Here is a 17,097-nt window from a genome sequence, read left to right on the forward strand (position 1 = left end):
TGTTATTTATTTTGCTTAATCGCCAGGTTTAATATGATTATTCCACTGATGACCAGGCATAAACCCATCCATGCATTCTGCCCGAGCGTAAAATGAAAGATACGCGTCTGAATATAGCTAATGCTGAATATGCCGAACGCAGACCAAATTGCGTACGCCACGCCAATATGAATTCTGCGTAATGCGAGGGATAAAAAATAATAACTGATTCCGTAGCATATTATCGCAGCGGTTCCCACAGCAGGACGCTGAAAACTGTTTGAGAGCGATAATAATGTTGTGGCAATCACTTCAATGGATACCGCCGCAATCAGTGCGGTAACGCTTTTGGATAACGTCATTGAATTATTCTCACAAAATAAAATAATACGTAGGGATTACAATAAAACCGATGCCGTGTGTTCACCTCCCGGAAATAAATAATTTAAATATAAGAAATTAAACACACATCCGTGTGCTTACAGAATAAAGGTCCCTTCAATAACCAGACACGCTTCACCCGTCAGCGCGATACGCCCGTTATCCTTAATATGGCAAATCAGCTCTCCTTTACGGCATCCCCCCTGTTGGGCATGCAGCGTTTTCTTGCCCAGCTTTTCACTCCAAAGCGGTGCCAGAAAGGTGTGCGCGGAGCCCGTCACCGGATCTTCGTCCACACCTACCTGAGGGCCAAACCAGCGAGAACGAAAATCATAGGTGCGTGATGCAGCGGTAACGACCACGCCACGCGTGTTAAAAGTATTGAGGGCGGCAAAGTCAGGGTTAAGGGTGTCTAACTGCGCTTCGTCATCAATCACCACGATGAGATCGGCGGCTTGCCAGATTTCGCCTGTCCCTTCTTCCAGCCCCAGCGCGCTAAGCAACCCCTGCGGAGCCTCAATGAGAGAGGGGATGGACTGTGGGAAATCGAGCGTGAATTTGCCGCCGTTTGAGGTCACCGTCAGTTCACCGCTGCGCGAGAAGAAGCGAATGCTGTCGCCAGCACTTTCGTCACCTAGCAGAACGCTGGCCGCCGCGAGCGTTGCATGGCCGCAGAGATCCACTTCCACCGCAGGCGTAAACCAGCGGATCCTGAAACCGTCGTCCTGTTTAACCACGAACGCGGTCTCAGAAAGGTTATTTTCTGTGGCGATATGCTGGAGAACAGAGTCTTCTGGCCAGGCGTCCAGCAGGCAGACTGCTGCTGGGTTGCCGGTAAAGGGGCCGTCAGAGAAGGCGTCAACCTGGTAAAACGGGATGCGCCGGGTGCTGTTATTTTTCACCCATCACCTCAAGATCGTTATAGACCGTATAGCGGGTCACTCCCAGGGCCTGCGCCGCGTGCTGGACACCGCCTCGCATTTTGAAAATGCCTTTAGCATGCATTTCCGCAACAATTTTTAGCCGCTGTGCTTTCTGGACTTTTTTACCCGGGACCGAATGCTTATCAATAATTTCCTGGATTGACTGCTCGATGATACCTCCCAGGTTCATATCCTGCGGGTCCGTCTCTGCAAGCGGGCTGACCGCTATCGCGTCCAGATACTTGCGCATTTGCTCATAAGGCGAGGTATCGACATTGATGCAAAAGGCCATTAACGGTACCCCTTCATCACTGTAGTAAATGGTTGAGGCGCTGTTCAGGATCTTCCCGGATGCAGTGACGGTTTTATAGTTTTTGACTGTAACCGGGGTGCTGTCCTGGCTGTTTTTCAGCAGCAGAGCAAAGCCTTTGTCCTTTTCAGGACCGGATAAGAGATTGTCACCCGCCTTTCTACCGCTCACATGCCCGTTGATAATTTTTACAACGGACTGTTCAGGTGTGGTCAGGTTGTGCAACACAATCTCCTGGTTCGCCGACAACGTACCTGCCAGTGCTTCCATTGCCGCTTCCAGTGGCCCGGAAATCAGTTCAATATGTTTCGCGTAATCTGATTTCATTCGTGTTCCTCTCTATCCGGCATGGTCAGATGTTCTGTTTAATCGCTCGTTTTCATTTCCGTCCCCTGCCATTCCTGGCTGAGGCGGCCTCTCCGTAGCGTCAAATTATACCTGTTATGTTTAAATATCAACAAAAAGTTGATGTTGGTGTCATGTGCGCGTAGATTTCAGGGCTCACCGTACGGTTAAAGAGACCGGAACAGCATAATTTTTAAGGAATACGATGAAGATCCTGAGCGTAATGGTGGCCATAGTGCTGCTGACAGCATGCCAGCTGGTACGGCCTTTTGGCGAGGCTACGACCTATCAACCCTTCACTGTTTCTGCCCATCCCGGGCTGGATGGGCGCTATCACTGTATGCGAAGCGCACTCGTCGCGGAAGGCTACGACGTGGAGCTGATTTTCCCTGAGCGGGATGCTCCCAACTTTTTTGATATTGCTAAAGGAGACAGGCTGATTGCCCAGATCGATATGTCTCATACAACGGGGGCAAACTTTATCGATATTACCCTCATCTCTGGTGCAAAACAGACCAATGCAGAACTTGCTCGGGTGTTAACACCCTGTGTTGGCGGGTGATTGTTGAAAACGTGGGACATGTGGGCGGCCCCCCTTCCCGTATCGTCCACGTAACAGAAAAGCTGTAATTCAACAAAAAGTTGATTATTACTCATTGTGTTTATAATATACCCCCACTGGCATCCGTTAAGGGGGGTATATGAACAGCGATCGTCAAAAGAAAACCGGCTGGAGTAAATGGTCAGAGCGAGGCTTCGTTTATGCCGTCGTTCTGCTTTGCATCATCAACTACGTTTACCAGCTCTTTCGCATATTCTCTGCCTGAGGTCTGCCGTCTAATGTCAGACGGGTGAGAAAGAGGCATTTTCCCGCCTGACAAAAACAAATGAAGCATTGGTTAAGCTGTTATTACTTTTCGTAATCAGTATAAATCGCTAAAAAAAATAGTTTTTCAGACAAAAAACCTCACAAATTTAGTGGTAATTACAATTCAACATTATCATTTATAAACTGTGGAATTATAAATTGGAGTGGTTTTTTGCTTCGTTTTTCTTTCTTTTTCTGGTGCGTTTGACTGCGTTTTTGCATTTTATGTGGTTAAAGGGGTTGGTTTTTTCACTGATTGACACATTTATCGTTACTAAACACAATATAACCTCACAGTGACAGTGGTATTAATCCTGAAGCCAGTTTAGGGAGGTATTCGTATAAAAAAGAATAGGGATCTTGTCGCCTGTCAGGCAGCGTGTAGCGGTTATATTGTGGAATTTAATAATGGCTCCCGCCTCTGGATAAACCGGGAAACATTGCTTGTCGTATGGATTGATAATTCGCAGGCACCCCGAAAAGGAGGGATGCGCTTTCAGAAGACAAAGATGAATCTTTTTGCCTATCTTCTGGAGCACGCAGTCCGAAAAGAGATCAGCCGTGATGAATTATTACATCAGGTATGGGAAAAGTACGGCCTTAAGTCATCCAGCAGACAATTGTGGCATGCAATAGGCCAGCTGAAACTCAGCCTGTTTACATTGGGTATCCCTTACGAATTTATTTCGTCAAATAAAGGGAAGACCTATTCGCTCGAAAAAGTGAAGGTCTTCTTTATTACCCAGGCTGAGATTAATGATGAAGCATTTTAAGAATGCATAAGCAACTTAACTTTTTTTAAATGAGATTGTAAGGATGTCTAATCAAATTAAGATATTTCTGGCGGTATGCACTTATGCCATCACCAGCACTCTGGTTTATGCCGCGAGTTCTGGCACGATCACCTTTACCGGTTCGGTAAACAGTGAGACCTGTGCGGCGGTGGTAAATAATGGTAGTGCTGATGGCACGTTATCTTTACCCGCCGTACCGACCTCAGCATTAAGTGCAGCAGGAGCGACAGCGGGGGCAACCGCGTTCACCATTAATTTGACCGGTTGTGACCCTGCAAATACTAAAACCCGCGCTTTTTTTGAAGCGGGGGGACAGGTTAACAGCGCCGGGCGCTTAAACAACTCGGATACCGCCGGGGCAACAAACGTGGAGCTGGAATTGCTTGATGTGGATGACAACAGCTCCGTCATTATGGCGGGTGACTATGCTTCACAGTCCACGTCCGGAACCACGATTGATGCGTCGTCAACAACCGGCACGCTGAATTATGCCGTCCGTTATTATGCGACCGGGGCGGCGACATCCGGGGCAGTAGCCAGCTCTGTGACGTACAGTATTATTTATCTCTGATTTAATCGCACAGTACGGATATAACAATAATTAAACAAGGAGTGTGTTCTTCTTGAGGTCTGTCGTCGGCCTGAGGAATCAGGCCGTTTTTTACCAGAATGGAAAAATATGAAATTAAAATTTATCGGTACGTTTATTTTATTCTGTTTTTTTAACCATATCGCTGCGGCAGCGATCTCTCTTTCCGGAACGCGCGTTATCTATCCGCAGGGAAAAAAAGAGATAGCGCTGGAAATTAAAAATCATGGCTCACAGCCGGTGCTGACCCAAAACTGGATAGATGACGGAAACAGTGAGGCATCACCCGACAAATTAAATACGCCTTTTGTAATTACGCCGCCTATCGCCAGAATTAATCCGGAACAGGGGCAGTCATTGCGTATATCTGCTGTGGAAAATACGCTACCCCGGGACCGGGAATCGGTTTTCTGGATCAATGTACTGGAAATTCCGGCGGTCAATAAAACGGCGGTAAATAAACTGCAAATGGCTTTCCGGACACGCATTAAATTATTTTATCGCCCTGAAGGCCTTGCCGGAACACCTGAAAAAGCCGCGCAGCAGCTCAGCTGGCGAAAAGTATCTGCCACGCAGCTGGAAGCAATCAATAACACGCCCTGGAGCGTTTCTCTGGCAGGGGTGGCATCCGGCAACTGGAAGACGGTGGGGGATGTCGTGCCTGCCTGGGGTAAAAAAACGTTCACGATAAAACGCGGACATGCTCTCGCCTCCGGCGGAGATATCACCTGGACATATATCAATGATTATGGTGCTGAGCGTTCCGCAAATGGTCTCCTGAAAAATTAATTCACAGGACTCGGATGTTATGAAGAAGGGATTATCGGTATGGCCACCGCTTTCAGGCGTGGCTTGCGGGGTGATTTCTGCGCTGTTTTTCTCTTCCGGCGTTCAGGCTGACGATGACATACAGTTTGACAGTAATTTTTTGCGCATCTCACATCCGGAAAAAGTCGACCTGTCGGCGTATATGAAAAACGGACTGCCGGCGGGCCGGTACCGGGCGGATATTTACCTGAATAATAAGCTGGTCATGATCGATGATATTCGCATTAGCGGAAAAGAGACCGACTCGCAGAGAATTCTGTTGTCGCCAGCGACCGTCGCAGGATTACAGTTAAAACAGAACAGACTGTGTGTAAATAACGACGGGCAATGGTGCGATCTGCAGGCTGTCCTGCCAGAAAGTCATCTGGAATTTAACGGCGGCAGACAGCGGCTTGATGTCAGTATTCCCCAGGCCATGCTGCAGCATGCCGCGCGCGGCCAGGTGAGCCCGGCGCTCTGGGATGCCGGGATCCCTGCGCTATTACTGGGTTATAACGTGAATGGCTACCGTAGCGAGAATAGCGGCGGAGAATATAACAACCTCTATGCGGCGCTGAACGGTGGGCTGAATATCGGCTCCTGGTATTTTCGCCATAACGGGACGTTAAGCTGGCAGCAGCAGAATGGCACGCAGCAGAAAAAATATACGGTGCTCAACAGCTACGTGCAGCATCCGCTGGCGGGTATTGAGGGAAACCTGACGTTAGGGGAGTCGAACACCTCCGGGCAGCTATTTGACTCTGTGGCGTTTACGGGGGCATCGGTCGCCAGCGATGACCGGATGCTGCCCGCCTCCCGGCGAGGCTACGCGCCGGAGATCCGTGGCGTGGCGCAAACCAACGCGAAAGTGATGGTACATCAGAACGGTAAGCTCATTTACGAGACGTCTGTTTCGCCCGGGGCCTTTGTTATCAACGATCTGTATCCGAGCGGTTATGGCGGCGATCTGAACGTCACGGTACGTGAGGCGGACGGTTCACAACATTTTTTTGACGTTCCCTATGCATCGGTTGCGCAGCTGCTGCGCCCGGGAACACACCGTTACAGCGCGACGGCGGGCAGGCTGAGGGGGGATTATCTCAGTGAACGTCCGGCATTTGGTGAAGTGACCTATCAGCGGGGGCTGACGAACCGCCTGACCGGCTCAGGAGGGATACAGGCGACGTCATTTTATCAGGCCATGCAGGCCGGCTTTGCGGTGGGAACGCCTGTCGGCGCGGTGTCATTCGATACCACCTGGTCGCAAACCCGGCTAAGAGAACAGACGCTGCGGGGAGAAAGCATCCGGCTGAGTTACAGCAAATTTATTCCGGCGAGCCAGACGCAGTTTTCCCTGGCCACCTGGCGATACTCGACGGGAAATTATCTTTCTCTGATGGATGCCGCCCTTTTACATCAGCAGCGGCCTGGTGAGGAAACAGACGGACGGACAGGTAAAACCCGCAATCGTATGACGCTGACCCTCAACCAGGGGTTACCGGATAAATGGGGACAGCTGTATGTAACGGGTATTCTGCAGGATTACTGGGGCCGAAAAGGCCACGACCAGCAGTATCAGGCGGGCTACACCCTGACCACGGGCAGGGTGAACTGGAATCTGGGGGTTAACCGCAGCCGCACGGCCGGGGGCGATTTTCAAAATATCTGGACACTGAGTTTCAACATGCCGCTGGGAGGGATCTCCTCGCCGCTGCTTACCGGGCAGATGTCGCGTGACGGCCAGGGACATTTCAGCGAGCAGGTTGCGCTTTCCGGCAGTGCAGGTGAACGACAGCAATTTAGCTGGAATGCCGGGGCATCGCATCAGCATCAGTCGGGAGATTCCGGGCAAATTGGCGGCACGTGGACCGGGCCGGTTTCCACCCTCACGGCAAACTACGCCCAGGGTCAGGCGTGGAAAAGTGGCTCTCTGGGAATGAGCGGTACCGCAGTCGCGCATTCCGGCGGCGTGACTTTCTCTCCCTGGACCGGCAACACCTTCGCGCTGGTGGAGGCGAAAGGTGCTGAAGGGGCTGAAATACCGGGCTATGCCGGGACGCGCGTTAACCGCGCTGGTTATGCGCTGGTGCCAAATCTGATGCCCTATCAGAAAAATAGCGTGTCGATAGATCCCACCTCGGTAGAGGATGACCTGGATCTCGACAGCACAAGCCAGCAGGTGATCCCGTACGCGGGTGCCGTGGTGAAAGTGAAATATCGTGCCGCTGAAGGCGTGCCGGTACTGGTGACGGTACGCCGGAGCAACGGAGAAGGTGTGCCTTTCTCGGCTCGTGCCATCGATGCCAGTCATCAGACAGTGGGATATGTCGGGCAGGGGGGGCGCCTGTATGCCCGTCTGACGCAGCAAAGTGGGGTACTGGAACTTCGCTGGGCGGATGATGCAGCGTCCCGCTGCAAAATGAAGTATTCGCTCCCGTCCACGGCGGGCAAAAAATTGCTGACCTTCGACGCAATCTGTAATTAATACGACGTAACAACGTCAGGACGCTAATGAAAGTTTTAGTTTGTGTATTTACTGATAATGAATTTTTCTTTTCAGCCATGGTGGAATTGATCGCCTCGCATCCGCTATTAGCGAAAAAATATACGCTGTGTAAAATCCGTTCAGATGAGACAGGTGCGTGGATGCGGACAGCCAATAATGAACATATGATTATTGCAGGGCCGGACATGGAATCGCTGGTCAGAATTTTTTGCCTGGAAAAACAATGGGATTATTTGACCGCGCGTTACAATGCCCGCGAAATGCAGGAGTTTCTGTCCCGGAGAATAAACCGACAGCATGAAGCAAAAAAACACCTTGTACGAACAAGAACACACTTAAAACTTTCAACGCAGGAGTTGCGCGTGCTGTCCTGGTTTATTCTTGGGATATCGCCGCATAACATGTCCAGACACTATGGTTTATCAATTAAAACGATCAGCACCTATAAGCGGCGCCTGATGGATAAACTGTATATTAAATCTGATGCCGAGCTGTTTAAGGTTGGCTTGATGTATCAAACATACCGTAACCATTTTGGCTGATTGATGAGGGTTGAATGAACATTTCCGTGAAGGCAGGGGCGGTGATATTTCTGTTTCTGATGGTAATTTCACAAGCGGTAATGGCTGTAACCTGCTCGCTAAGCAGTACGTCATCTTTTAAGGGGGGGAGTATTGTTTCGACACCATTGAATTATGCAAAAATTTCAGTAAGTAATGATATGCCTGATGGTACAGTGTTATATCAGCAGCGATATCGGCCTGGATTTAGTAGCGTTACTGTGAATTGTGATGAGGCGGCGACGTGGTATTACATAACAACCATGACCAGTACCCCTCAGCCTTTATCTGGTTGGTCAGGCACGGTTATACCATCGGAAAGTACATCATGGTCTTCATGGGCAGGAAAAATTTATGAAACAGGGCTCCCGGGTATTGGATTAACGTATTCTATGCTTAGTGCCCATGGTGCTGTTCCTGCCAATATAGGAGGTTCGTGTGCTGCCAGTACCAGCTGTACTGAATCGAGTTCTATGTTGAGCGTCTATCTTACTTTAGTAAAGACTGGCCCGGTAAGTCCAGGCGTAATAAACGCTGCTAATTTTCCTACGATGAATATGGCTTTAGGCAGAAAGACCAGTGCCGTAGACCTGTTCACATTATCATTCTCTGGTTCTATAGATGTGTCCCTCCCGACCTGTACTACGCCAGATTATACTATTTTACTCGGAAAATGGACCACCAGTAGTTTTAACGGAAAAGGTAGTACAACTCCCTGGGTTCAGTCAGATATACATCTAACCAACTGCGAGGTATTTAATGGAAGCCAGGTGACCTCCTGGGATAATGTATCGTCAGATAATGGCACCATTTCTACAGGCACATTTAAAAATAACGCATGGTCTATATCATTTTCACCCGTTAGCTCACTAATTGATGCTACTAATGGGATCATGTCAGTTGATAATAGTACATCAGATGCCGCTACGGGAATTGGGATCCAGATTAGTGCAGGAGATGTTGCTACTGCAGATACAAATATCATTGATTTCGGCCTCCCGATTACCGGAGGACTTCCTTCTGATGGTACAGGTAGTATAACCATTCCCCTTTCTGCAAGATATATCCAGACAGAAGATAGTGTTACGGCAGGAACTGCAAACGGGAAATTAATTTATACGATAAGCTATCTTTAGCGTGATTTGATCTGCCAGCAGCGCCTAAAAAAGCCTCTGCTAAAAGAGGCTCAGGCAATCTTTTCTCACTGTTATGGCGTTAAGCGTGTTTTGCCGTGAGGGCAGGTTTTGAAAATGCATCGTGTTGTCGAAGCGCAATACGGGGTTTCAGGCTCTCTGTCACCCGGGCAGCTGGACATGTTGTGCATGACTCGCCAGAGTGTCGGACTGTATTTATCAATTTGTATAATGTTTACGGTGCGTAATTTTTCGGAAATAATAAAACCGTTGTTGTTAACCGTAATTTTATCACCCGGTTTGATAAGATAATCACCTTTATACCACAATAAATATTTATGGTTATGTTGCGTGATTATTTTGGTAAAGAAGGTGCCTGTGATGGGACTGACAATAGTGCCTAATGAAATCCATAATTTTGTTATTTCCACTCATCTACCTTTTTAACAAATAAAATACTCTATAAATACAGTTTAGCCACCTCAGTAGAGAGTACATAATAGTTATTGCCTATTCATAAGATTAACGCTGATAAGCATCTGATAAATATGCTGTCAAATATACGACAATACTTTACATTGATAAAACATTACGTTGAATATTTAACAAAAGTAATAATATGTTTGTGCTGCGGTGGTAATAAATGATTAAATATTAAACGACAGTCCGGATTTAATGTTCCTCCCACAAAGATAACACCTCCTCAACGTTTCTTACGCCATCGCGAAAATAATTAACATGGCGTTTTTCGATAAAAAAGACTTCAAGGGATAAGAGGAGGAACAGCAACACCACAAAAATAACGAGAAAATTTTTGATCATAATTTGTACCGTATGACGTAAAACCAGGCGGGATAGCGCTTTTCAATGACCTGATGAATTCGAAAACAGGTTTATCACCACCACACCCGCAATGATCAGCCCCATTCCTGCCAGGGCGGCCATATCCAGTTTTTGGCCATAAACAACCCATCCCACCAGACTAATCAGGACAATTCCGGCTCCTGACCATATCGCATAGATAATGCCCGTCGGTATGGTTCGCATGGGAATGGTTAACGACCAAAACGCAAGAAGGTAGAAAAGAACCGTAACGGTGGCAGGCCATAGCCGGGTAAAGCTGTCGGATAATTTTAATGCTGTTGTTGCAATAACTTCACAAATAATTGATATAAAAAGAAAAAGGTAGCTATTCATATAAAGGCCTGTCACAACATACTTCTGTATCACCCAAATCGGGTGGAAAAATAGTATCAACATTTAGTTGTAAATTAAACTTAGTGTTTAATTTTGTGTGAGCCAGCGCACCTTCTCAGGCCAGCTTAAAAACAGAAAATTTTCTGGTTATCGGCGCTATCGCTTCCGTATCCCCGTAGAGCGCAATGGCGACGAATTCCAGTGCTTCAAGCGTGGTTTCTTTCGTTGCCTGAATCTGGGCTTCAGAGGAGGGGCCAAGCATCGTCGTCGTAAAGAAATTAAACGGGATCCCCGCTTCCTGACATTTCAGTGCCGCGGTTTTTAACTGATTGCTGTTTTTGGCCTGCAGAATCACGACCGGATAATGGCTAAGATAAGCGTTCAGCCCGCTTTCAGCGTTTGGGTAGTCATGGAAGAGGACATCATCCGCCTTGCGCATGATCCCGGCGGCCAGGTGGGCCGTGGCATTCAGCAGCAACGCCGGATCCTGCGTGCGGTTAACAACGACATAGAGTTTTTTTTGATTGTCTTCAAACATCTCGATTCCTCAGTGATTTTTTGATTTATACCGTAGCTGGTCATTCACGAACGTTACGCAAAGTATGCCGACAGCAGGTAGCAGCCAGGCCAAACCCTGATTATGTAGCGGCATCCTGGCACTGAGCGTTGTCAGCCATAAGGGGCCGCCCGCGGCGCTAAGTGCCTCAGCCAGACCAAACAGAAAGGTAACGAATGCCGCAGGGACAATGACCCGCGCTGGTGAGTGGAAGGTTGTCCGCATGAAAAAGGTCACGATAAGTACAACAAACACCGGATAAATCGCCGTCAGAACCGGCACCGATAACGCAATCAATTGGGTCAACCCGATATTTGATATCAGCATGGAGACGATGGCAAAAAACCAGATGCAGGTTCGATAGCTAAAACGGGTATGGTCGCTGAACCAGGCGCCACAGGCCGATGTCAGCCCGACAGCGGTAACCAGGCAGGCAAGGGTCATCAACACCCCCAGAAAAATGTCGCCGCCAGGTCCATAGCTAAAGTGGACATAAGCACTGAGCACCTGAGCGCCGTTTGTTGCCCCATCAATCAGCCCGCTGCTACTTAGCCCAAGCCGGAACAGGCCTGCATAAACCACGACAAGGCCCACGCCTGCAATCAGGCCGGAACAGAACGCATAACGAGTAATAAGGCGGGGAGAGGTTACCCCTCTGGATTGAATCGCTCTGACAATCACCAGCCCAAAGACCAGGGCTGCCAGCGTATCCATCGTCAGATAACCATTGGTGATCCCCTGAGAAAAAGGGGAGGTGGCATACAGACCCTGTGGAGGCAGGGGAGCCCCCGCTGGTACGAGCATCGCCGTGATTGTCAGTACCAGAAGCGCCACGATTTTCAAAGGCGACAGGAACTTGCCTACCGTATCGAGAAGGCGGCCGGGATGAAGGGAGATCAGAACGACCAGCGCGAAAAAGCTCAGGCTCCACCATGCTAAGCCATACGCGCCAGGGTGATAATGTTGTAATGCCAGCTCGTACGAGACGGTGGCGGTTCGCGGAATGGCGAACAGCGGTCCGATACAAAGATAACAGGCAATAGTCAGGACCAGACTGCAGAGGCGTCCGGTGGGCTGGGTTATTGCCTGCAGCGATCCCCCGGCTTTCGCCATGGCAATGGCGGTCATCACCGGCAACCCGACACCCGTCAATAAAAAGCCCATTGCGGCATACCAGACGGATGTTCCTGCCTGTAAGCCGATCAGGGGCGGAAAAATGATATTACCGGCCCCAACAAACAAGGCGAAGTTGAGAAACCCCAGGATAAAAATGTCTCTGACGCGGAAAGTTGTCATGTGGATATCGTCTTCACTCTGGTTTTCGGCAGCGCCAGAGGTTAATTATAAAACACGCCCTGAAACCGGGCGTGCCAGCCGTGCATGGGGATCAACGATGGCCGTGATGCCCATGAAAATCATGCCAGCCATGTGCATGGGAAGGATCATGGTGCCAGTGATGATGATCCGGATGATGGCGATCGGTGGAGTGATGATCCCTGATCACGCAGCCGCTGAGCATCAGGCTCAGGATAACCAGGGAGACATTCAGACATAACTTACTGTTCGGCATACTGCCATCCTCTCAAGAGTGCTTAATGAGTTGAGGGCAATGATATAGATTAAACAAAAAGTTGTAATTTCAACATTTGTTGTATGTTGAAATTAAAGGTAACAAAATTATTCAATGCGTAAAATCTTATGAAAATAAAATTACAATTTAACTTATTGTTTTTTAGGCACTTTTGTTTTGATGGATTTGTCTGGCGGTATAAAAATTGGCCTTTTCTCTCACTTCTGTAAAAAGCGTAATAATAAGTAATGGAGATTGTCACGCAGCGGAATAAAACGGATAGTGCGCCCCACAGGAACAAAACCACATAAGGAAAATGGTTTATGAAAACGTTACTCTCTCTTGCTGCACTTCTCGGTCTTGCCTCGTCTTCTGCTTTTGCTGCCACCGCACAGGACTGTGTAAAGGCAGATAACCCGCAAATTGAAGCACTCTTTGACAGATGGAATGCCTCATTACAAACAGGCGATGCCCATAAAGTGGCGGAAAATTATCTGAGTGATGCGGTTCTGCTACCGACAATTTCAAATCAGGTGCGACTGACCGATCAGGAGCGCGTGGATTACTTCCAGGATTTTCTGAAGAAGAAGCCTTACGGGAAAATTGATAGCCGCACCATTCGTCTGGGCTGCAATAAAGCTATTGATACCGGAACGTATACCTTCACTTTCGCCGATAAATCGACCGTGACTGCCCGCTATACCTTCACCTATGCGTGGGACGGAAAAGAGTGGAAAATTTCCTCCCATCACTCTTCCGCAATGCCTGAAGGATAAGATCTGTCCCCTCTCCCTTTGGGGAGAGGGGGAACCACTCAGCGTCTTACCGGCGCTCCGTTCGCCACGTAATATGCCGCTGTACTCTTCGCCAGCGGCTCACGCCCGCGAATGGCATCAGCAATTTTCTCACCGATCATAATGGTGGTGGCGTTCAGGTTGCCGGTGATGATCTGCGGCATGATCGACGCATCCACCACGCGTAACCCTTCCAGCCCGTGAACGCGGCCTTCGCCATCGACTACCGCCATCTCGTCATAGCCCATTTTGCAGCTTCCACACGGGTGGAACGCGGTTTCGGCGTGGTTGCGCACAAACTCGTCCAGCTGTTCGTCGGTCTGGCACTCAACCCCCGGGCTGATTTCGCGGCCACGGTATTTGTCCAGCGCGGGCTGATGCATGATTTCGCGGGTGATGCGGATCGCATCGCGGAATTCCTGCCAGTCCTGCTCGTGGGACATATAGTTGAACAGGATCGCCGGATGCTGGTGCGGATCGCGTGATTTAATACGTACATGCCCGCGGCTTGGTGAGCGCATCGACCCAACGTGACACTGGAAGCCGTGCTCTTTCACCGCGTTGGAGCCGTTGTAGTTAATCGCCACCGGCAGGAAGTGATACTGAATGTTCGGCCACTCGAACTCCTCGCGGCTGCGGATAAACCCACCCGCCTCGAAGTGGTTGCTCGCCCCCACGCCGGTGCCGCCAAACAGCCACTCGGCGCCAATTTTCGGCTGGTTCCACCACTGCAGGGCAGGGTAGAGGGAGACCGGCTCTTTGCATTCGTACTGGAGATACATCTCCAGGTGATCCTGCAGGTTTTCGCCCACGCCGGGCAGGTCATGCACCAGCGGAATATCAAACTGCTTCAGCAGTTCCGCGTTGCCCACACCGGAGCGTTGCAGGATCTGCGGAGAGGCAATCGCCCCGGCGCACAACAGCACCTCTTTGTTTGCCGATGCTTTGGACGGAATGGTGCTTTCGCCTTCCAGCCACTCGACGCCCACGGCGCGCTTGCCGTCAAAGAGAATGCGATCGGTCATGGCATGGGTACGGATGGTCAGGTTCGGGCGCTGCTTCGCCTGGTCCAGATAGCCGCGCGCGGTGCTGGCGCGTCGGCCCTGTGGCGTAACCGTTCTGTCCATCGGGCCGAACCCTTCCTGCTGATAGCCGTTGAGATCGTCCGTGCGCGGGTAGCCCGCCTGTACGCCCGCTTCCACCATTGCCTCAAACAGCGGGTTCACGCCCGGTTTGGAGGTGGTGACGCTCACCGGGCCGTCGCCGCCGTGGTAGTCGTTCGGACCCACGTCGCGAGTTTCAGCCTTACGGTAGTAGGGCAGGCAGTTGAGGTAGCTCCAGTGCTCCAGACCCGGCTCTTTCGCCCAGTTGTCCAGATCCATCGCGTTGCCGCGCACGTAGCACATGCCGTTGATGAGCGACGACCCGCCCAGCCCTTTACCGCGTCCGCACTCCATGCGGCGGTTATTCATATAGGGCTCTGGCTCGGTTTCATACGCCCAGTTGTAGCGCTTGCCCTGCAGCGGGAATGCCAGTGCGGCAGGCATCTGGGTGCGGAAGTCAAAGCGGTAATCCGGGCCGCCCGCTTCAAGCAGCAGAACGGTGGTATCCGGATCTTCAGTCAGTCGTGTTGCCAGAACGTTGCCGGCAGAGCCGGCACCAATAATGATGTAGTCAAATTGCAAAAAAACCTCCCGGTTAAAATATGGACTGGAATTTACCCATCTCAACCTGGATGGACTTCACCTGGGTGTAACTCTGGAGCGTCATCACGCCGTTTTCACGGCCGATACCGGAGTGTTTGTAGCCGCCAACCGGCATCTCTGCCGGGGATTCACCCCAGGTGTTGATCCAGCAAATACCCGCCTCAAGCTGATTAATCGCGCGATGGGCCCGGTTCAGATCGGCCGTCACGATGCCTGCCGCCAGCCCGTAGTCGGTATCGTTGGCGCGGCGGAGAGCTTCTTCTTCAGATTCATAGGTGAGGATGGACATCACCGGCCCGAAGATCTCTTCGCGCACAATGGTCATCTCGTCGGTGCAGTCGGTGAACACGGTCGGAGCGACCCACGCGCCGTTGTCAAAGCCTTCGCCCTTCAGCACGTCGCCGCCGCACAGCACGCGCGCACCTTCCTCTTTGCCTTTGGCGATATAGCGCAGCACATTGTCGCGGTGCGGGAAGCTGACCAGCGGGCCAAAGTTGGTGTTTTCATCGAACAGATCGCCCGCGCGGATGCGGCCCACGCGCTCAACAATTTTCTGCTCAAACGCGGCCTTGAACTTCGCGGGTACGAACACGCGGGTGCCGTTGGTGCAGACCTGGCCGGAGCTGAAGAAGTTGGCCATCATCGCGATGTCGGCAGCGAGATCGAGATCCGCATCGTCAAACACAATCAGCGGGGATTTGCCGCCCAGCTCCATCGTCACCTCTTTCAGGGACGAGGCCGCCGAGTTCGCCATCACCTTTTTGCCGCTGGCGACGCCACCGGTGAAGGAGACTTTCGCGATGCCCGGGTGTTCGGTCAGGTACTGGCCGGTCTCCGCGCCTACGCCCGGCAGAACGTTAAACACGCCGTCCGGCAGGCCCGCTTCGGTGTAGATTTCCGCAAGCTTCAGGGCGGTGAGGGGGGTGACTTCGCTCGGCTTGAAGATCATCGCGTTGCCCGCCGCCAGCGCCGGGGCGGATTTCCACAGGGCGATCTGGATCGGGTAGTTCCACGCGCCAATACCCGCCACCACGCCCAGCGGCTCGCGACGGGTGTAGACGAAAGAGGTATCGCGCAGTGGGATCTGGCTGCCTTCCAGCGCCGGGATCAGCCCCGCGTAGTACTCCAGCACGTCCGCACCGGTGACGATATCCACGGTTGAGGTTTCCGAATACGCTTTACCGGTGTCGAGGGTTTCCAGCTTCGCCAGTTCGTCGTTCCGCTCGCGCAGGATATCGACGGCGCGACGCAGAATGCGCGAGCGCTCCATGGCGGTCATTGCCGCCCAGATTTTTTGCCCTTGCCGGGCACTCTGGACGGCGCGATCGACATCTTCGCGCCCGGCGGCCTGTACGGTCGCCAGAACGTCGCCGTTAGCCGGGTTAATGGTCTCGAAGGTGCGACCGCTGGTGGCGGATGTATAACCACCATTGATATAAAGCTGCTGTTCTGCCATTCGGGACATAAATTCTCCTCGGTTATTCGGTCGGTAAATGCTGGCTGATAAAGTGGCTGGTGAGCGACTGGGCTACGTTTTTATCCAGCGGTTTGCCGCTTAGCGCGGCGCGCAGCCACAGCCCGTCGATCAGCGCTGCAAGCCCGTAACCCGCCTCCTGCGCCTGTTCACGCGGCAGTTCGCGGCGGAATTCGTACACCAGGTTTGAAAGCAAACGGCGGCTACTTACCTGTTGCAACCGGTAGAGCATCGGCTGATGCATGCTGCTCGCCCAGAACGCCAGCCAGGCTTTCATTGCCGCGCTGCTGATCTGGGTTTCATCAAAGTTGCCGCCAACAATCGCCTGCAATCGTTGCTCTGCGCTGCCATCCGGCAGGGCATGCAGGCGGCTCAGAACCGCGTCGCGCAGCTGGCCGGTGATGTCGCGCATGGTCGCTTCCAGCAGGCCATTTTTATCTTTGAAGTAGTGACTGATGATCCCGGTTGAGACTCCCGCCCGACGGGCGATCTGCGCGATGGTTGCGTCATGCATTCCCACTTCATTTATTGCTTCCAGCGTGGCGTTGATCAGTTGCCTGCGCCGGATCGGCTGCATCCCCACTTTGGGCATTTTTGCCACTCCA

At 51.3% G+C, this 17,097-nt stretch carries 20 protein-coding genes; 9 read left to right on the top strand and 11 right to left on the bottom strand.

Features of this window, described 5'->3' with window-relative positions; genetic code table 11:
* Positions 1-2: 2 nt before the first annotated feature.
* From ACMWKA_RS00090 to ACMWKA_RS00100, 3 genes are all read right to left on the bottom strand, one after another.
* The gene (locus tag ACMWKA_RS00090; protein WP_029883738.1) at positions 3-341 is read right to left on the bottom strand and encodes a DMT family transporter; all 339 of its coding nucleotides are present in this window, start codon (positions 339-341) and stop codon (positions 3-5) included.
* Positions 342-458: 117 nt separating this feature from the next.
* Positions 459-1,262: a PhzF family phenazine biosynthesis protein gene (locus ACMWKA_RS00095; protein ID WP_248725069.1), complete on the bottom strand. Its 804-nt coding sequence runs from the start codon at positions 1,260-1,262 to the stop codon at positions 459-461.
* Positions 1,252-1,920, bottom strand: a complete 669-nt coding sequence (locus tag ACMWKA_RS00100) for a transcriptional regulator (RefSeq protein ID WP_029883740.1) — start codon at positions 1,918-1,920, stop codon at positions 1,252-1,254. Before ACMWKA_RS00100 ends, ACMWKA_RS00095 begins: the two co-directional genes overlap by 11 nt.
* Positions 1,921-2,143: 223 nt before the next feature.
* Here ACMWKA_RS00100 and ACMWKA_RS00105 point away from each other — a divergent pair, with 223 nt between their 5' ends.
* From ACMWKA_RS00105 to ACMWKA_RS00140, 8 genes are all read left to right on the top strand, one after another.
* Complete coding sequence (locus tag ACMWKA_RS00105; RefSeq protein ID WP_248725070.1) at positions 2,144-2,500, top strand: hypothetical protein; 357 nt, start codon at positions 2,144-2,146, stop codon at positions 2,498-2,500.
* A 139-nt stretch (positions 2,501-2,639) separates the two neighbouring features.
* Positions 2,640-2,765 (top strand): hypothetical protein, encoded by a 126-nt coding sequence (locus tag ACMWKA_RS00110; RefSeq protein ID WP_283095035.1) that lies wholly within the window; start codon positions 2,640-2,642, stop codon positions 2,763-2,765.
* A 436-nt stretch (positions 2,766-3,201) separates the two neighbouring features.
* Entirely contained in the window at positions 3,202-3,579 is a 378-nt protein-coding gene (locus tag ACMWKA_RS00115; protein WP_248725071.1) for a hypothetical protein, read from the top strand.
* 43 nt (positions 3,580-3,622) lie between these two features.
* Complete coding sequence (locus ACMWKA_RS00120; RefSeq protein WP_414759888.1) at positions 3,623-4,171, top strand: fimbrial protein; 549 nt, start codon at positions 3,623-3,625, stop codon at positions 4,169-4,171.
* Positions 4,172-4,279: 108 nt separating this feature from the next.
* The gene (locus ACMWKA_RS00125; RefSeq protein WP_130626527.1) at positions 4,280-4,978 is read left to right on the top strand and encodes a molecular chaperone; all 699 of its coding nucleotides are present in this window, start codon (positions 4,280-4,282) and stop codon (positions 4,976-4,978) included.
* 19 nt (positions 4,979-4,997) lie between these two features.
* Complete coding sequence (locus tag ACMWKA_RS00130) at positions 4,998-7,481, top strand: fimbria/pilus outer membrane usher protein (protein ID WP_414759889.1); 2,484 nt, start codon at positions 4,998-5,000, stop codon at positions 7,479-7,481.
* A 26-nt stretch (positions 7,482-7,507) separates the two neighbouring features.
* Entirely contained in the window at positions 7,508-8,044 is a 537-nt protein-coding gene (locus ACMWKA_RS00135; protein WP_058651700.1) for a helix-turn-helix transcriptional regulator, read from the top strand.
* A 14-nt stretch (positions 8,045-8,058) separates the two neighbouring features.
* Positions 8,059-9,198, top strand: a complete 1,140-nt coding sequence (locus tag ACMWKA_RS00140) for a fimbrial protein (RefSeq protein ID WP_414759890.1) — start codon at positions 8,059-8,061, stop codon at positions 9,196-9,198.
* A gap of 71 nt (positions 9,199-9,269) precedes the next feature.
* Here ACMWKA_RS00140 and ACMWKA_RS00145 read toward each other — a convergent pair whose 3' ends face one another.
* The 5 genes from ACMWKA_RS00145 to ACMWKA_RS00165 all read right to left on the bottom strand — a co-directional run bounded on the left by ACMWKA_RS00145 (position 9,270) and on the right by ACMWKA_RS00165 (position 12,518).
* Positions 9,270-9,626, bottom strand: coding sequence for a hypothetical protein (locus ACMWKA_RS00145; RefSeq protein ID WP_156037812.1), 357 nt, complete (start codon positions 9,624-9,626; stop codon positions 9,270-9,272).
* A 433-nt stretch (positions 9,627-10,059) separates the two neighbouring features.
* Positions 10,060-10,392 (bottom strand): SMR family transporter, encoded by a 333-nt coding sequence (locus ACMWKA_RS00150; protein WP_146257225.1) that lies wholly within the window; start codon positions 10,390-10,392, stop codon positions 10,060-10,062.
* 115 nt (positions 10,393-10,507) lie between these two features.
* Complete coding sequence (locus ACMWKA_RS00155; RefSeq protein WP_353798200.1) at positions 10,508-10,930, bottom strand: DUF2000 domain-containing protein; 423 nt, start codon at positions 10,928-10,930, stop codon at positions 10,508-10,510.
* Between the two features lie 9 nt (positions 10,931-10,939).
* Complete coding sequence (gene brnQ, locus ACMWKA_RS00160) at positions 10,940-12,244, bottom strand: branched-chain amino acid transport system II carrier protein (RefSeq protein ID WP_102751653.1); 1,305 nt, start codon at positions 12,242-12,244, stop codon at positions 10,940-10,942.
* Between the two features lie 91 nt (positions 12,245-12,335).
* Positions 12,336-12,518 carry a hypothetical protein gene (locus ACMWKA_RS00165; protein WP_154819466.1) on the bottom strand — a complete coding sequence of 61 codons (183 nt, stop codon included), beginning with the start codon at positions 12,516-12,518 and terminating at the stop codon, positions 12,336-12,338.
* Between the two features lie 323 nt (positions 12,519-12,841).
* Here ACMWKA_RS00165 and ACMWKA_RS00170 point away from each other — a divergent pair, with 323 nt between their 5' ends.
* Positions 12,842-13,294, top strand: coding sequence for an SgcJ/EcaC family oxidoreductase (locus tag ACMWKA_RS00170; protein WP_029883750.1), 453 nt, complete (start codon positions 12,842-12,844; stop codon positions 13,292-13,294).
* 38 nt (positions 13,295-13,332) lie between these two features.
* On the opposite strand, the gene betA is transcribed toward ACMWKA_RS00170, so the two are convergent.
* From betA to betI, 3 genes are read right to left on the bottom strand one after another with little or no spacing between them, the layout of a single operon-like run.
* Complete coding sequence (gene betA, locus ACMWKA_RS00175; protein WP_038418873.1) at positions 13,333-14,997, bottom strand: choline dehydrogenase; 1,665 nt, start codon at positions 14,995-14,997, stop codon at positions 13,333-13,335.
* Positions 14,998-15,010: 13 nt separating this feature from the next.
* The gene (betB, locus tag ACMWKA_RS00180; protein WP_058651703.1) at positions 15,011-16,483 is read right to left on the bottom strand and encodes a betaine-aldehyde dehydrogenase; all 1,473 of its coding nucleotides are present in this window, start codon (positions 16,481-16,483) and stop codon (positions 15,011-15,013) included.
* A gap of 13 nt (positions 16,484-16,496) precedes the next feature.
* Complete coding sequence (gene betI, locus ACMWKA_RS00185; RefSeq protein WP_013097647.1) at positions 16,497-17,084, bottom strand: transcriptional regulator BetI; 588 nt, start codon at positions 17,082-17,084, stop codon at positions 16,497-16,499.
* Positions 17,085-17,097: the final 13 nt, after the last annotated feature.

This window comes from Enterobacter sp. 03-F-07-AD-ECC (assembly GCF_047530935.1).
In the GTDB taxonomy this organism is placed as follows: Bacteria; Pseudomonadota; Gammaproteobacteria; order Enterobacterales; family Enterobacteriaceae; genus Enterobacter; species Enterobacter cloacae.